The 16,560-nt window shown below is 52.5% G+C and carries 12 protein-coding genes; 1 reads left to right on the forward strand and 11 read right to left on the reverse strand.

Going from position 1 to position 16,560, the window contains the following annotated elements; genetic code table 11:
• Positions 1-137: 137 nt before the first annotated feature.
• The 3 genes from AB1483_04820 to AB1483_04830 all read right to left on the reverse strand — a co-directional run bounded on the left by AB1483_04820 (position 138) and on the right by AB1483_04830 (position 5,575).
• Positions 138-2,381: an NADP-dependent malic enzyme gene (locus AB1483_04820; GenBank protein ID MEW6411782.1), complete on the reverse strand. Its 2,244-nt coding sequence runs from the start codon at positions 2,379-2,381 to the stop codon at positions 138-140.
• A gap of 455 nt (positions 2,382-2,836) precedes the next feature.
• Complete coding sequence (locus AB1483_04825) at positions 2,837-3,550, reverse strand: rhomboid family intramembrane serine protease (protein ID MEW6411783.1); 714 nt, start codon at positions 3,548-3,550, stop codon at positions 2,837-2,839.
• A gap of 18 nt (positions 3,551-3,568) precedes the next feature.
• Positions 3,569-5,575, reverse strand: a complete 2,007-nt coding sequence (locus AB1483_04830; GenBank protein MEW6411784.1) for a M23 family metallopeptidase — start codon at positions 5,573-5,575, stop codon at positions 3,569-3,571.
• Between the two features lie 201 nt (positions 5,576-5,776).
• On the opposite strand from AB1483_04830, the gene AB1483_04835 reads away from it, so the two are divergent.
• Complete coding sequence (locus AB1483_04835) at positions 5,777-7,603, forward strand: peptidylprolyl isomerase (protein MEW6411785.1); 1,827 nt, start codon at positions 5,777-5,779, stop codon at positions 7,601-7,603.
• Positions 7,604-7,637: 34 nt separating this feature from the next.
• Here AB1483_04835 and AB1483_04840 read toward each other — a convergent pair whose 3' ends face one another.
• The 8 genes from AB1483_04840 to AB1483_04875 form a co-directional block, all read right to left on the reverse strand.
• On the reverse strand, positions 7,638-7,883 hold the full coding sequence (locus AB1483_04840) for a hypothetical protein (GenBank protein MEW6411786.1): 246 nt from the start codon (positions 7,881-7,883) through the stop codon (positions 7,638-7,640).
• Positions 7,884-8,010: 127 nt separating this feature from the next.
• A complete protein-coding gene (locus AB1483_04845) occupies positions 8,011-9,687 on the reverse strand; it encodes an electron transfer flavoprotein-ubiquinone oxidoreductase (protein MEW6411787.1) in 1,677 nt (558 codons plus the stop codon).
• A 76-nt stretch (positions 9,688-9,763) separates the two neighbouring features.
• Positions 9,764-10,213: an ArsC/Spx/MgsR family protein gene (locus AB1483_04850; GenBank protein MEW6411788.1), complete on the reverse strand. Its 450-nt coding sequence runs from the start codon at positions 10,211-10,213 to the stop codon at positions 9,764-9,766.
• A 773-nt stretch (positions 10,214-10,986) separates the two neighbouring features.
• Positions 10,987-13,218 carry a cytochrome c biogenesis protein CcsA gene (ccsA, locus tag AB1483_04855; protein ID MEW6411789.1) on the reverse strand — a complete coding sequence of 744 codons (2,232 nt, stop codon included), beginning with the start codon at positions 13,216-13,218 and terminating at the stop codon, positions 10,987-10,989.
• Positions 13,219-13,254: 36 nt separating this feature from the next.
• Positions 13,255-14,181 (reverse strand): 4-hydroxy-3-methylbut-2-enyl diphosphate reductase, encoded by a 927-nt coding sequence (gene ispH / locus AB1483_04860; protein MEW6411790.1) that lies wholly within the window; start codon positions 14,179-14,181, stop codon positions 13,255-13,257.
• Entirely contained in the window at positions 14,175-15,137 is a 963-nt protein-coding gene (gene lipA, locus AB1483_04865) for a lipoyl synthase (protein MEW6411791.1), read from the reverse strand. The genes ispH and lipA overlap by 7 nt, the downstream gene beginning before the upstream one ends.
• A 25-nt stretch (positions 15,138-15,162) precedes the next feature.
• On the reverse strand, positions 15,163-15,759 hold the full coding sequence (gene pdxT, locus AB1483_04870) for a pyridoxal 5'-phosphate synthase glutaminase subunit PdxT (protein ID MEW6411792.1): 597 nt from the start codon (positions 15,757-15,759) through the stop codon (positions 15,163-15,165).
• A gap of 116 nt (positions 15,760-15,875) precedes the next feature.
• Complete coding sequence (locus AB1483_04875) at positions 15,876-16,295, reverse strand: hypothetical protein (protein MEW6411793.1); 420 nt, start codon at positions 16,293-16,295, stop codon at positions 15,876-15,878.
• Positions 16,296-16,560: the final 265 nt, after the last annotated feature.

A 16,560-nucleotide genomic window follows, 5' to 3' on the forward strand; every position in this document is an offset into this window, starting at 1 on the left:
TTGTACCACGACTCACGAGCGAGACAGTAACCATCATAACTCATTTGGAAAACGGGCGGCATGGTGCCGTAAACCAGCCTGCAAAAAGAAGGGCCGGGACAGAGCCCCGGCCTCCTTATAGCGAAATATAAGAGAACCTACTTCTGAGCATCAACCACGGCAATGGCTGCCATGTCAACAATATCGTTGACGTCCAGAGTAGGATGGAGGACATGTACAGGTTTGGCCAAACCCATGAGGATCGGCCCAACAGCCTCGAGACCACCCATGCGCTGGGCAATCTTGTAGGCGATGTTTCCGGAGTTCAGATCCGGGAAGATAAATACGTTGGCCGTATCTTTGAGTGTGGAGAACGGATAACGCTGTTTCAGGTACTCGGGCATGAGAGCCGCGTCGGCCTGCATCTCACCATCGACAATGAGTTCCGGAGCCATCTTTTTGACCAGTTCCGTAGCCTTCGCGACTTTCATCGATTCCGGTGAACGGGCCGAGCCGAAGTTGGAAAATGACAGCATCGCGACTCTGGGCACGAGGTTGAACCGTTTGGCCACCCGTGAAGCGCAGATAGCGATTTCGGCGAGTTCTTCGGCCGATGGGTTGATGTTGACGGTGGTGTCGGCGAAGATGTAGATCTTGCCCTTCTGAATCATGACGAACATACCGGAGACGCGACTGATACCATCGGCGAGATCGATAATCTCGAGGGCGGGTCGGATCGTGGTCGGGTAGTCGACCGTCACGCCGGCCAATACGGCATCGCATTCTCCCATTTCGAGCATCATGTAACCGAAATAGGTTCTGTCGCGCATGAGCCAGACCGCTTTTTCCATGGTCATGCCTTTACGACGGCGCTTTTCGTAGTAGTATCGAGCGTATTCCTGGCGTCTTTCCGAGGCGACATGATTGACGACTTTGATGCCGGTCAGGTCGATTTCATGTTCGGCGGCAAGTTTCTTGATCGATTCGGGATTACCCAGGACAATCGGTTCGGCGATGCCATCCTGCTGGGCGATGTGGGCGGCGCGGAGAATCTTGACCGAGTCGCCTTCGGGAAAGACCACTTTTTTCGGGTTGCGCTTGGCCTTGTCGCCGATAACACGCATGATAGTGCGGCCGTGTCCGATGCGTTCATCCAGTTCGAGCCGATATTTCTCGATGTCGACCGGGCTTTGAGCGACGCCGGTTTCGATGGCGGCCTGCGCGACAGCGGAGGCTTCCCACACGAGGATACGGTGGTCGAACGGTTTGGGAATCAGATAACCGCGGCCGAACTTGAAGTGATCGACGCCGTAGGCTTTCGCGACTTCTTCAGGGACATCCTGCTTCGCGAGATTAGCCAGGGCGTTCACGGCGGCGATTTTCATTTGTTCGTTGATGGCGGTAGCGTGAACGTCAAGAGCTCCGCGGAAAATGAACGGGAACCCCAGCACGTTGTTAACCTGGTTGGGGTAGTCCGAGCGTCCGGTCGCCATGATAACATCCTTGCGGGCATCGATAGCGTCGGGATAGGTGATTTCCGGATCCGGGTTGGCCATGGCGAAAATGATGGGATCCTTGGCCATCGATTTGACCATTTCTTTGGTGACCATGTCTTTGACCGAGACTCCAACGAAAACGTCGGCATCTTTCATGGCATCAGCCAGAGTGTGGGCATCGGTCTTGCGGACGAATTCCTGTTTGTACTTATTAAAGGAGTCACCGCGTCCTTCGTACATAACGCCCTTGGAGTCAACCATCAGCAGATTTTCATGCTTCACGCCAAGCGAGCAGTACAATTTGGCGCAGGCGATTCCGGCGGCGCCGGCTCCGGAAAATACCACGCGGATTTTACCGATGTCTTTCTTGACGATTTCGAGGGCGTTAAGCAGGGCGGCGGCGGATATGATCGCGGTGCCGTGCTGGTCATCGTGAAAGACCGGGATGTTCATTGTCTTTTTGAGAGTTTCTTCGATGTAGAAGCATTCCGGGGCCTTGATATCTTCTAGATTGATGCCGCCGAAGGTCGGTTCGAGAAGTTGGCAGCACTTGATTATTTCATCGGGGTCCTCGGTGTTCAATTCGATGTCGAAGACATCGATATCGGCGAAGCGTTTAAAGAGTACACCCTTCCCTTCCATCACCGGTTTGCCGGCCGCGGCGCCGATATTCCCCAGACCGAGTACGGCGGTACCGTTGCTGACGACAGCGACGAGATTGCCCTTGGTGGTATATTTGTAAACATCAGCCGGATTCTTTTCGATTTCAAGACACGGGATAGCCACACCGGGAGTGTAAGCCAGTGACAGGTCGAGTTGGGTGCGGCACGGTTTAGTGGACGAAACTTCAATTTTACCACGCCTTCCTCGGGAGTGATAATCCAGAGCTTCCTGTTTGGTAATCATCTTTACTTAGCTCCTAACAATTATTAAAACTAGCGCGGCCAGCCTGCCCTATGCGGGTGGACAGAGGGTCGAGATAGTTATTTTTTTCACAAGCGATATATAAGAGTTACTGCGAAAATGTCAAGTGCTTTTGGTCGAAATACGGGTTTTTCTGGCCAAAACGCAACCAAATCCCTCCGGCTTATTTCGTTTGATGATATCGCAAATATCCGGGGGCGGGCTTGCTGACCCGATTGACCGGGCTGCTTTTGGACTTGGGATGGGGCCAACGCTGTTTGGGGTTTCGACGTAGTTTTTAATAGAGAGCCGAACTCTATAGTAGTCGAGCGCCTAAGTTTTGTGGATGGTTGCTCTGGCAGGGGGCTAACAGGAATTTCCTGGCTTCAACAGCTAAACACTAGGCAAACTTCCCTATTGATGCTCGTCGAGTTCGGCTCGTGTTTTTGGGGCAATTTTTACCAGTCCATTTTGAAGACGCGTTGTCCGTCCGAGGGAGGGCTGATTCCCCGGTTTTTCGCAAATAACCTCAGGAGAAGATAACCGAAAGCGAAGCCTCCAACGTGGGCCATCCAGGCCACTCCCCCGCCCGTGGAACTTCCCATGAACGACATCAAAAGCTGGTATGCGAACCAGATTCCGAGAACAACTTTCGCGGGAAGAACCATAAATTGGATAAAGACGAATATCATCAGGACAGTGATTCTTGCCCTTGGGTGGAGTACCATGTAGCCTCCCATCACGCCCGCGATAGCTCCGGATGCGCCCACGAGAGGAATTTCGCTGTTGGGTCCAAAAAGCGTATAGAGGCCTATTGCGGCCAGCCCGGATAGCAGATAGAAAAAGATGAATTTTATCGGCCCGAAATAATCTTCGATATTGTTGCCGTAAATCCACAGAAAGAGCATGTTGCCGATGAGGTGCATCCACCCGCCGTGCATGAACATGGAAGTGAAAGCGGTCAGGTAAACCGGAGCGGGAAGTTGCGGGGTCAATTCGGTGGCATGGATCAGCTCGAAGGGAATATAGCCGAACTGGTACGTAATCATCTGGAAGCCCCTTGCTCCCTGGACGATTGAGAACAGGAAGATCAGCGTGTTTGCCGCGATGAGAGACACCGTTATGACCGGTTTTCGCCTAATCGGAGCATCATCTTTTATCGGTATAAACATTATTTAAGTGTATGATCCTTAATTATTTTGCGCCTTCACGAAAAAATGCAGCGTTTTTTCAGTTTTATTGCCGGCTTTGTCGGTGACTGATATTTTCAGGTCGTGACGACCATCCGCCAGTGTCTCCAACGGTCTTGTTTTACATACTTTGGTAAACGGATCATATTCAGGTATCATCCACTGGCCATCGAGTTCAATAAGGATATGGCGGTCATCGGCAAATTTAGACAGATTATCGCTGAGCAGGAAATCGATGCTCAGCTGGGGATTGAAATAGGTCAGGCCGTTTTTCACGCTGAGCCTGCTGATCACCGGTGGCTGGTTATCGGTAAGAAGGGCATAGAGACCGCCTCCGGTGGCGGATGTTTTGAGCCGGTTGGCATCGAGAATGTTGTCGAGCCATACCCATTCGTTTTCTTTTTTATCCCACCAGCAGATACCATCGCTGGTTGCCTCGGACGATGATTTTTGGGGCGGCATCAGAACGGCAAAATCGCTCCGGCAGGCGAAGGCCTCCGGTTCGATGGTATACCGGTTGGGGTTGTTCTTGTCCGCGCCCACATCGATAAACCGCGGGGCAAAGAAATTCTGTCGTCCGGTCGAAACGGCGAAATTACCATCAACTTCAATTGTTTCTTTATCTTCAAGGCCAACCAAATAGATATTGGCCGGTATGAGACGCTCGGCTGGAATGCTTTCTGACAGAGTGTAACCGATGCGTCTGATGCGGCGGTATTTTTGCTGTGGGGGGATGAAGCACGCGTAACGGCCGGCGGCTATAAGGCGGGAGCTCTCCACGCCGAGCAGGGAGTCGCCATCGTAAAGTTCAACGCGCGGCGCGAGTTCTGAACCAACATTAGTGTTGATGTACACGATGAGACCATCATCGACGACAGTATACGCCAAAGGACCATCACTGACAGCCCTCTGAACCACAACACCGGAGTCGGGAGGTAGAATCACTTCCGGTGATTCCCAGACGAAATCGAAAGTGAGGCGGGAGATATTACCGGCTATATCCTCGGCAACGACCAGTCCGCGGTGAGGTCCGGGCAACGTCCAGGCATCAAATCCGAATAAGCCACGGTCATTGTTGGCGGGTTTGCTTCCGGAGAATTCGTTGCCGGTGTGGTGGAAAAGTCGTCTTACCCGCTTCTCCCCTTCCGCGGCTTCGACAAGATCGTATTCAAGATTAACCGAGCGCTGAATGTCGAAATCGAGCGTGTCCATTGTGACCTGATAGTAGAGGGTATCATCGATATACAGCGATAGTCTGCGCGGTGTGTGTCTCATGCCGCCGACTCGGTTCTGGTCGTAGCAGTCGACCAGCACACCGAAGGGGCTGTTGAAGTGCAGAACTTTTTCGACAACGTAATCGGTGCCGGTCTTTTGCCTGACGGCATCGAGGATGAGTTTCCTCGAGCCATTATCGAAAAGAGAATGGTCGTCGGTAAGTTTGAATCCGATTCGGTTGAACACCGGTCTGACGGCATCGTGCAAGCTGAAGCCGTGGTTCAGCGGGTTTATCGGATAGTTGTCGGGGGTACGGATCTCGAAATGGAGATGCGGAGCGTTGGAGCCGGTGCGGCCGGAGAACGCTATCAACTCGCCTTGCTTGATTGGAATCTCCGCTTTCTCGAAGGTGAGGTCGAGGTAATACCGTCGAGATTTGAGTTGGGCCTGCTTGACGAATTTGTCTATTTTTGATGAGAAGTTGTCGAGATGCCCGTAGACATAGATGTGGCCGTCGTCGCCGATGACGTACAGTCCTTTTCCGTAACCCAAGTAAGACATTTTTATGCGCCACACGTAGCCGTTGACGGGTGAATAGATTTTCGTGCCGATTTGTCCGCCGGTGCGGATATCTACACCGGCGTGAAAGCGATTGGGACGCAGGTCGCCGAAACCGCTGGAGAGGTCGATTTCTCTTTTGACGGGCCAGGGTCGCTGTTTTTGGTCTGCCGCTGTAACATTAAGAGCGACAATTAGAAACAAAGGCCACAGGATATTCAGTGATCTATGCATAAAGTATATTCCGTGCTGTCACAAAGTTTTAACAATGTAGATATGCAATTGATTCAAAAAAGCAATCTTTTTGTAAAATTGTAAATAAAGGTTTGTTGCCAAATTGTCATTTTGGGTTATATTCATAGCTCATCTAACCCGCGGAAAACGGGTTAGTCGAAGTCGGAATGATTCTTTTTAATACTTTAGGAGAGACAAAGCATGTTTCAGTTCTTACGTAGAATGATTTTTCCCATAATCATCATAGCTCTGGTGGGATTTCTGGCGACGATTGTTTTTCAGTGGGGTATGGATATCAGCAGTCGGAGCGAATACCTGAGCGCCAACACGGCTGCCCGCATTAACGGTGAGGATATCAGTTGGCAGGATTTCAATGTCATCTACGACCGTCTTTACCAAAACGAGTTGGGCAACGAGGACCTCGATCTCTCCGAGTACCAGAAGAAGGAATTGCGCACGGCAGCCTGGCAGCAACTTCTTCATGACAAGCTGGTGATGCAGGAAGTCGCCAAGCATGAGCTCACTGTTTCCGATGAGGAGCTTTACGCTTATTTGAGGTTTTCTCCGCCTGCGGATCTTCAGCGCATGGAGCCGTTCCAGACAAACGGGCAGTTCGATTATCAGAAATACATGTCGGCGATGGCCGACCCCAATGCCGCGTCTTTCTGGTCGTCGATCGAGCCGTTTGTGAGGCAGGAGATCCAAAAGCAGAAACTCCAGGCGATGGTCATTCAGACGGCGCAGGTGACGGATGATGAGCTTAAGAGAACGTATATTTCTGATAACGAGAAGGTGAAGCTCGGGGTGGTCAATGTACCGTTCGGACGTTTTAGCGGAACGGTACAGCCGGCGGAAGAAGAGCTTCTCGCCTATTATAATCAGCACGCCACGGATTACACGGTCGACGAGCGGGTGGTGCTGAACATGGTAATGATTCCCAAGCAGCCGACCGCTTATGACTGGGAGGTCGACAGCACCCGGGCGGCGTGGCTTTACGATTCGCTTCAGACGGGAGCCAATTTCGCGGAACTGGCTCAGTATTATTCCGAGGATGTTACGGCACAGAGCGGCGGTGACCTGGGATGGTTCAGGCAGGGACAGATGGTGGGGCCGTTCGACTCAACCGTCTTCAGTATGAAACGGGGAGAGATTTCCAAACCGGTCAAGACTGAGTTTGGCTGGCACATCATCAAGTTGCTCGAAACCAGAGACACGGGTACGGGGAAAGACAAGGTCAAAGAGGCGCATGCCGCGCATATTCTCGTGAAGGTGACGCCGTCGGCTGAGACGCTCGATGCGATCCACAAGCGTTTGAGCGATTTCCGGACGGCTGCCGTTGAGCGTGGGTTTGAACAGGCCGCCAGTGACTTCAATCTCGAAATAATAAAGACGAAACCTTTCGCCAAAGGGCAGGCGATAGATAACCTCGGTGCTGACCGTGTCGCCAACGATTTCGCTTTCGCGGCTGAGCTCAATGATATGTCGCTGGTACAGGAGAACCGCGATGAGGCTTATATTCTGCAGCTGGCCGAGAAGCTTCCCGCCGGACAGGCCTCTTTCGATGAGGTCCGTGACCAGGTGAGAATAGCCTATGAAGATCAAGTGCTGCGGACAATGTGTCGGGACACAGCTTCAGCCATTTACGCGGAAACTCAGCAAGGGACCGACCTGAATAAGGCTGCCGAGAAACATGGCGCCGAGTATAAGATCTCCGATAACATTACGAGGAATTCTTACATCAGCGGTCTCGGTGTCGGCAATGAAGCGGTGGGCGTGGCTTTCGCCATGACAGAAAAGGGACAGATTTCCGAGCCGGTGGATTACTCCCGCGGCAGCGCGGTGCTGCAGCTTCTGGAACGCACCTATGCCGACATGACCCAGTTCGAAGCCAAGCGTGATTCGCTTTATCAGGTTGTGCTGCAAAACAAGCAGCGGGAGCTGTACAGTCGCTGGTTCGATCATCTGGTGGAGACATCGGATATCGTCAATAATATCGAAGAAGCTTTCGAGCAGCAGACCGAGTCGTAAGCGAAAGATATATCGCAGATACGAGGGCTCTCCCCTATGCCGGAGAGCCCTTTTTTATGACGATAAGCAGGCGCACGAGCGCGGTGGTCGCCCACACGAGTTCCAGAATCACAAACGGTATTATGCCTCCGTCCAGGGCGTACCAGGCAGCCATCAGCGCTCCAACGCCGTTCATGGCGAGATAAACGGGGCTGGACTCGGACAGCTTTCTAAGAAGGTTTAATCCGAACGCCACCAAAAGCAGCCCGACGCCAATCGAACCAATCAACATTGCCGACACATCTTCCCTCTATCTCAAATAAGTTTCGTGTTCCAATCAAGCCATGTGGCAAACCCACAGGCGGCGGCAGTCACAAAAAAAGGAGGATGAATTTTTCCTCCTGAGATAAATGGCGCTGATCGATAGGTTAGAGATTCTCGTAGTTCGGTCCTTCCCCGCCCTGCGGTGTGACCCATCTTATTACCTGGTACGGGTCGGCGATATCGCACGTTTTGCAGTGAACGCAGTTGGACGGTGTGAGCTGGAGTTTCGTTTTGCCCGGACGCGACGGATCATCGACCATCTCATAGACCTGAGCCGGACAGAAATGCTGGCAGGGGTTGCCGTATTCTTCGGTGCACCGGTTGTTACAAATATCGTAGTCGGAGATAACCAGGTGGGCCGGCTGCTCTTCTTCGTGCATCGTGCCCGACTTGTATACATCGGTCAATTTATCGTAACTGTATTCGTTGTTGAATTTGATTTTCTCTTTTTCGGGAGCATTGCCAAAACGCTTTCTGTAGTTTTCGATGGTAAGCATGTATTCGTGGTCGGGCTTTTTCTCCCGACGGTCAAACAGGCCGCGTCCGCCGGTAATCATCTGCATCACGCCGTTAAACATACCGGCCATCAGGCCGCCGTGGGACCCGGCGTGGAAATTACGGGTTTTGTAGAGTTCCTGTTTCGCCCAACTGTTATCGAAGCGGTTCTGGTAGCCCTTGAGGGTCGCGGCGGAGAAATCATCGGCTTTGAGGCAATCGACGACAGTTTCGGCCGCCATGATACCGGATTTGATAGCCAGATGGATTCCCTTGAGTTTTTGGGGGTTGAGAAATCCGGCCGAATCGCCGCACAGCATGAGACCATCGTGATATAATTTCGGCAATGAATAGTAGCCGTTGTCCGGAATGGTTTTGGCGCCGTAGTGAAGCATCTTGCCGCCCTCGAGAATTTTCTTCACCAGCGGATGCGCTTTATAGCGCTGGAATTTCATATGGGGGTCATTGGTCGGATCGGGGGAGTTCAGCCCTACGGCATATCCCACCGAAACCATGGTGTCACTCATGCCATATATCCATCCACCGCCATACTCGTTGTTCGGCTGGGGATATCCGATAGTGTGGATGACCTGTCCGGCTTTGATTCGTCCCGGCGGCACTTCCCAGACTTCTTTAACTCCGGTCAGATAGGCCTGCGGGATTGTATTTTCGACCAGTTGCGGGATTTTCTCGAAGGCGTGGCGCGTGAGCGAGCCGTGAACGCCCTCGCAAAGAATCGTCACGCGTGCTTTAACGATTGAGCCGGGTTCGAAATTCGATCTCGGGTGACCTTCCTTGTCCAACCCCATATCAACCGTCTGAACGCCGGTGACTTTTCCATCTTCAACAATCAGCTCATACCCGGCCAGTCCGGCATAGGTGTCGATGCCGGCGGCTTCAACCTGTTCACCCAGCCAGGTGGTAAACTTGTTGAGCGAGATTACGTAGTTGCCGTGGTTATTGAGCGACGGTGGGATAAAGGGGAATTTGATAGAGCCGTCGCGGCTGAGATAATACATCGCGTCGGCGGAGACTTCAGCGGAGAGCGGACATCCTTTTTCTTTAAAGTCGGGAATGAGTTCAGCTATGCCGCGCGGATCCATGACCGCGCCCGACAGGGCGTGGGCGCCGACATAGGAGCCTTTCTCCATCAGCAGGACTTCGGGCATATCCAACTGGGAGTCCTGCTCGACGAGCCGGGCCAGTTTATAAGCGAGCGCCAACCCGGCCGGACCGGCGCCAACGATCAGGATATCGGTTTCGAGAATTTCGCGCTGAACATCCATAGTCGGTTAGTCAGGATTTTACTCTGCCGAAAAAATAGCGAGTATGCTCTGAGAACGCAACAAAGAAAAGTACTGTTTACTTGCCCGCTGTCGAGGCAGCTTCCTGATTGTTGCGATGCTGCCGGTTGCCGACGTTGGTGGGCTCTTCTTTTGAGCCGGCGCCGTTCAGGCTGATCTGCAGCATCTCGGAAATCTTTTTTCGGTCGCAACCGACTGTCAGCAGACGCGAGGCCTGAATGATGGGCCTGCGAATCAGGGTATGATCCTGCGCCATCAATTCGATGACCTTTTCACGCGGGGGCATGACATGGTCGAGCCGGTACTTGCTGTAGGCCTCCGAAAAGGTGTTCAGGAAGTGCTTGATGTTGATAAATCTGAACAGGTGGTTCAATTCGTCCAATGTCAGCGGGTTTTTTTCGATATCGCGTACTTCAAGAATCACTCCGGCATTCTCGATGAATTCTTGTGTTTCTACGCATACAGCGTCCTCACCATAGGTGTAGAATTTCGCGCGCTTGGGAGCCATATATCCTCCGAAAAATCACAAGGTTTTCAAAAATCGCATACTAAAGACGCGTTAGAACAAATTATACTTTCCGAGAATTCTTAATCGACGGGCCCTGGGTGATTAGCCGGTATGGCCTCACGCCGGCCCATTCTCAGACATCAAAAAACGAAATTTGAAGCAACCTTTTAAAATAAATTTGTACCGATTTGTCAATAATAAATTTTTTGTGTTTCAAGAAATCTCAAATCTCATTCGATTACCAACCCCTCCCGCAGCCGAATCGAAACCGATGAGCACTGTGTGACCGCGGAATATCAACCTTGTCGAGATAAAGACTTAAGATAGACCTAAAACGTTTATCGGTACAACGCACCGGTTGCTTTATAGGCCGTTCGCATATTTAACGCACACGGGCGGTTTTTTGTTTCATGCTTTCGTAAACAAAATTCACGCCACAGCTTTTGCGCTCGTAAGCTATTGACCTGACTCTACATTTCTCCTCTAAGTGACCTGCGTTACCGACGGACACGTGTAATAAGTCGTCACATTTCAACTCACCGATTAGCCCTCTCCCCCGAGGCCGGCGGTCAACTTCGACGCACTTCACGGTCGAAGTACAGTTCAACGTTGAGCACAAACTTGAACTATTACAAGGGAAGCGTGCTGCTATGTCTACCGATCGGGAGCCGATTTACCGGCGCAGCAGCTGGACACTTCTGGTAAAGCCGGATGATGTTATCAGCCCGCTTGAGTAATTAAGATAATAAAAAAAACGGAAAAATCAATTTTTTTTAAGAGGCGACACTTTTTTTCTGCCGGCTTAAGGCGACCTCCTGGGCCGCGACAACAAACTGTTTTGCTTTTCTGCGCTTTCGCATCGAAAGGGCTCCCGAAAGAAAACAGATGGTTGTCCCGAGCCAAAAGAGATTGATAAGCGGTTTCTTCGAGATTTCGATCACCAGCGACGCCCCGGATGGCTCAGAAGCGGGCACGAAACCACCCTGGACGTGGAGCATAACGGCACCCTCTTCGGGTTGAATGCCCGCAATCGAAATACTTCCCCGTCCGTTGGCGAAAGTGGCCGGAAGGGCCACCACGGATGTCGAGTCCACACTGAGAGACGGCGCCAACTGTTCGGAGTAATCATCATATCTGACGGTGAGGGTGGCAGCTACCGACGCGGGACCGGCATTCCCGTGACTGTCCAGCTCGAAGTCGTGGAAGGTAATTTCGTATTCGTCTATCCGCGCCGATTGGTCTTTGTGCAGTGTGAGGACAGACCGGTCAATCGCGGTCGAGGGTTCAAATGCCACGGGAGAAATGTAGACATCGAGAAGCAGAAACTTCTCGACGTGCGGTCTGCGCATGACGCCCTGGGCGTTTCGAGGAAATTCGTGGGGCAGGATCGCCGTAAACTGGCTGCCTTCGGCATCGACCTGAACATGGCAATCGAAGCCGTCCTGTTTATCCACAACCCGGGCAAACCGCAGGTTATAGCCCATTTCGTTTACGTCGTGATTTTCCAACAGGGTAACAGTCTTTTTGGATTCAAAACCGGCAGAGACAGCCGCTCCCACCAGCGCCACAGCCAGTCCGACATGCGCCAGATATCCGGGCGCGAATTTTCCCTCTCGCCACGAGACAGCCAGCACCCAGCTGTTGCTGACAAAAGCCATTGCGGCGGCGGCGAAAAAGAGCAGGTAAATAATTTGATGCGTGAAACCGGTAAACAGCAGAGCGGCGATGGTGACGGCTGCCGCGATTAATCCCGCGCCCAAGAGACGCGGTTTCGAGAGACCTTTGTTCCAGCGAAAAGCCGGAAACAATCCGATAAGAACAAGCACCGCCACCGCCACCGGTGTCATGGTGGTGAAATAGTAGTTCAATCCGACATTGGAAGGGTTATCGGTCACACGCGTAAGCAGCGGCGCCGAGGTGCCGAGCAGAGTCAGCATGCCTCCCATAAAGAGCATGACAACACCGAGGGCGACTATATAGGCGCGCGAGTTGACGGCGGAGAAAGATGGGTTGGGCTTGATATCCTGCCATCGCCAGACTATCAGGAAGAGACCGGCGCCAATGAAGAAAAACAGGCTTGAAATCAAAAACCCGTTAATACCGAGATCGACAAAAGAGTGCACGGAGAAATCGGCCAGCACACCGGAGCGGGTCAGAAATGTTCCGTATAGAACCGACCAGAATGACAGACAGACCATCAGCAGCGAGAATCGCATCAAGCCTCTGCGCTTGCGCTGGATGAATAAAACGTGTATCTGGGTGGTGAGAAAGATCCACGGGATGAACGACGAATTCTCAACCGGGTCCCAGGCCCAGAAGCCGCCCCAGCCCAACGTGACATAAGCCCAGTAGCCGCCCATAACCAGCGATGTCCCGAGCGAAGCCCAGGCAAACACGGTCCAACGTCGGGCCGATTCGGCCCATGTGTCGTATTTGCGTTGAATCAGACCGGTGACGGCAAACGCGAAAGGAAACAGCGTGGCGGCGAAACCGACGAACATTATGGGCGGATGAATCTGCATCCAGAAATTCTGCAGCAGCGGATTCAGACCGGCGCCTTCAACCTGCGCAACCGAAAGCAGCTCGAACGGTGATTTCTTTACCAGAATCATCAGTAACGATAACACAAACAGGTTCACCACTACCATGTTGCCCTCCTCGAACTTCCCCGCTGTCTTTATCATCACCAACCCCATCAACGTCACATAGGTCAACCACAAAAGGAAAGTGCCTTCCTGTCCCGCCCAGAGGGTGGAAATCAGGTATCCGAGGGGAAGGTCGGAGGAGGAATAAGCGAAGACGTAAGCCACTGAGAAATCGTGCGCGAGGATGAGATAAAGCAGGACAAGCGCGGCGGCGATGACCAGAGCGGCGGTGCTCTTGAACAGCATGCGCCCTGCGATCAGATTGGCGTCTTTGCCGCGAAGTGTCAAAAGATAGAACGCCAGAGAGCCGAGCGCACAGGCCGTCGCGGCATAGATGAGAAAATCACCGAAGTGAGGCATATAGTTCTCCCGTTATCCCGCCCCCGTGGATTCAGGTTACTTTGCCTGACGCTGGATCTTTCGGATTCTGTTTTTTCTTTCCGGAAAAATGACCTCGGCCGTCCCGCCCGAGATTTCCACCAGTTTTTCGATGACTTGCTCGACGAGGAAATCAGGGGTGGAAGCTCCGGCGGAGATGCCGACTGATTGTACATTCTGGTCTTCGGCGAACCATTCTTCATCGATATCCACGGCGGACCCGATGAGAATGCCCCTGCCGCAAATTGCTTCGGAGATGCGCGCCAGACGCCGGGAGTTGGCCGATGATTCGGAGCCCACTACGAGCACCATGTTGACTTTCGGAGCCAGATCCATTATTGCGTTCTGACGCTGGGTGGTAGCGTTACAAATGGTATTGAATACTTCTATGTGAGGCCATTTCTCTTTGGCCAGTTTTTCAACTTCGGCGAAATGCTCCAGATGGGCGGTTGTCTGGACTGTCAGACCCAGTTTACGATCCGTCCAGTCGGGAAGACTCAACAGTTCCTCGCGGCTCGACACTACCGTGATATGCTCCGGCGCGTGCCCGACAATGCCGTGGGTTTCGTCGTGGTTGGGGTCACCATAGTGAATGACATAGAAACCGCGTTCGACGATCTTGTTTATGATCTCATAGATTCTCGACACCAGCGGACAGGTGGCATCGACAACCTTCAGGCCCTTATTCCGCGCGGCCCGGATAACCGACGGCGCGATACCGTGCGCCGAGATGATGAGCGTGCCTTCATCGACATCATCAACCGAGAACGCCTGTCCGACACCCTGCCGGTTGAATTTTTCGACGACAGCCTCGTTGTGAACGATCTCGTTCAGAATAGTAACCCTGCCGGTTTCCTTTTCAGCCGTTTCTTCGGCAATACTGATAGCGCGCTTCACACCCATGCAGAACCCGTGATGATCGGCGATGATAATCTTTTTCAGCATGCCTTCTCCAGCAGTCTGTTTGACTGATTGAAAGCTCTATATGAGCTTCGAACCAAAGGACCGGCCTCGACATAGCCGAATCCAATCTCCCGCCCGACTTCGGCCAGGTATTTGAACTCATCGGGATGATAATATCTTTCTACCGGTAAATGCAACGGTGAAGGCCGTAAATATTGACCGATGGTCAAAATATCGCAGCCGGTAGAGCGAATCTGACGCATTAATTCGATAAGTTCGTCGATCGTCTCCCCAAGACCGACCATAAAGCCGGTTTTGACGATGGGCCGGAGATCATATTGAGACGCCCGGCGAAGCAGTTCCAATGAGCGGTCGAGTTTGGCCACACCGCGCACCCGTTTGTGGAGGCGGCCGACTGTCTCGACATTATGACCGAGGACATCGACACCGGAATCGAGGACTATTTTGAGAGAATCGAACGAGCCACCGAGGTCGGGGATCAGAAATTCGACTTTGACGTCCTTATCCTGCCTTCGGAGGAGCTCTATAGTCCGGGCAAAAATAGAAGCTCCCCCATCCGGCAGGTCATCTCGCGTGACCGAGGTGATCACGACTTGTCTCAATTTCAGCTCGGCGACGACATCGGCAACCCGCTTGGGTTCATCCTCGTCGAGGCCGAGCGGTTGACCGTGCAGTACGTCGCAGAAGTTGCAATCGCGGGTGCAGTATTTGCCGAGGATCATGAAGGTCGCTGTGCCCTCGTCCCAACACTCTCTGATATTCGGACAGGCCGCTTCCTGACAAACGGTATGGAGGTGGTGTTCTCCCAGGATTGACCTGATACGGGCGTAATTGGGACCGTGTTTTACGGTGGTTTTCATCCACGGCGGCAAAATCGCGCCGGGTACCTGCGCCCGCTCACTTTTTTTGGGCGCCCGGGGACGCACTCCGTGCGCCGAGTTTTCACCCACGGATTGTGTATATAGGACTTTATACATCCAATTTCTATACGATTGTAACGGCTCAGAGTTGAAAAAACTTTTGCAGAAAATACCGAAGAAGGGTGGTGTCATCATCGAGTTCCGTATGGAACGAGCTGGCCATGAGGTTTTTCTCAGTCACCAAAACCGGTACGCCGTCGTACTCGGCGAGTGTCTTAACGCTGTGGCCGACACGGGTAATCATGGGGGCGCGAATGAAGGTTGCTTTAAGGTTAGCAACAGTACCGTTAAGGTTGGCCTTGAGGTTATCCTCGAATGAAAACACCTGTCTGCCGTAGCCCATCCGGACGACATCGATATCCATCAGGCCCAGCGGCTCTACCCCGGCCTGGTTGTCTTTTATGTCCTTCGCCAGCATGATCATACCGGCGCAGGTTCCCCAGACAGGTTTAGCCTTTCCGAAATCGGTCAGAGGAGTTCTCAAATTGAACCGGTCGATGAGGTTATCCATGGTAGTCGATTCGCCGCCGGGGATTATCAGGCCGTGGATGTGTTCTAAATCTATCGGCAGGCGTACGAGGGTGACATCAACGCCCAGCGAAACCAGCTGATGGTGGTGGCGCTCGAAATCACCCTGGAGGGCGAGAACACCGATTTTGATGTTGGCGTAGTTTTTCATCGCAGTCGGGAAAATACACAAAAAATGGCGGGAAGTATATGGGAAATTCCGTTTGTGAGCGATTATAGCGATGTAACCGGCCGGTGCACCGAAGGTGCTACGGACACCTCATTTGCCTAGGCAACATTTGTCACGTTACGATTTTCTCTCTGCCAGTCTTCGCGGGAAAGCTCGTGTTGCGCGGCCAGCCAGTTTTTGGCTTCCTGATAGCCGGTAAAGATTCTCAGCCTGGGAGCCAGCTCGTTGAAGGCGGTATCGAACCAGGAGTATGTCTCGCTGTGAGATTGGACGACGAGAGCCAGCTTGTAGAATCCCGATTCGCAGATGTGCTCGAGGGCTGCCGGAAGACAGCCTGCCAGTGGAGCCGAGGCAGGAGGCGTTGCCTCGCGCAGATCGATCAGAAGTCCTCTTGAGTGATATATTCCCGCAAGCGCCAGCGTCTTACAAAAGACGTATGGCCACGATTTTTGTTCCAGTATCCCTTTGATGCCCGCGTGGACGATTCCTTCGTCGCAATAGTAGCATTCCCGTGTCACAACCAACGGCTCCTTCCTTGAAGCATTCAAAGGGGGCGGCGGCAAATGGTCCTTCACTTGCCAGCCCCCTTTGCTAACAGGCGTTAATTCGCGGCATGGCAACCGCCTGTCTGCTTTAAAAATCGGCAGTTAAAGCATTTTAGTCAATGATAACAAAATGCGAGTTTATTGCGTATATGTGTGATTTCACCTACTGAATTCAGGCGCCGATAGCCGTTTTCGAGGATTTCTATATGATTTAACGGGTTGTGTCGGTCGGAAAATG

Source organism: Candidatus Zixiibacteriota bacterium, from assembly GCA_040756055.1.
In the GTDB taxonomy this organism is placed as follows: domain Bacteria; phylum Zixibacteria; class MSB-5A5; order GN15; family FEB-12.

Bases quoted from the DNA above. Each gene is read 5' to 3' on its own strand.
- AB1483_04850 (MEW6411788.1), bottom strand. From the start codon at position 10,213: ATGGCTCCCAAGCGCGCGAAATTCTACACCTATGGTGAGGACGCTGTA.
- pdxT (MEW6411792.1), bottom strand. From the start codon at position 15,759: ATGAAAAACTACGCCAACATCAAAATCGGTGTTCTCGCCCTCCAGGGT.
- ispH (MEW6411790.1), bottom strand. From the start codon at position 14,181: ATGCTGAAAAAGATTATCATCGCCGATCATCACGGGTTCTGCATGGGT.
- AB1483_04825 (MEW6411783.1), bottom strand. From the start codon at position 3,550: ATGTTTATACCGATAAAAGATGATGCTCCGATTAGGCGAAAACCGGTC.
- AB1483_04845 (MEW6411787.1), bottom strand. From the start codon at position 9,687: ATGGATGTTCAGCGCGAAATTCTCGAAACCGATATCCTGATCGTTGGC.
- lipA (MEW6411791.1), bottom strand. From the start codon at position 15,137: ATGTATAAAGTCCTATATACACAATCCGTGGGTGAAAACTCGGCGCAC.
- AB1483_04830 (MEW6411784.1), bottom strand. From the start codon at position 5,575: ATGCATAGATCACTGAATATCCTGTGGCCTTTGTTTCTAATTGTCGCT.
- AB1483_04835 (MEW6411785.1), top strand. From the start codon at position 5,777: ATGTTTCAGTTCTTACGTAGAATGATTTTTCCCATAATCATCATAGCT.
- ccsA (MEW6411789.1), bottom strand. From the start codon at position 13,218: ATGCCTCACTTCGGTGATTTTCTCATCTATGCCGCGACGGCCTGTGCG.
- AB1483_04820 (MEW6411782.1), bottom strand. From the start codon at position 2,381: ATGATTACCAAACAGGAAGCTCTGGATTATCACTCCCGAGGAAGGCGT.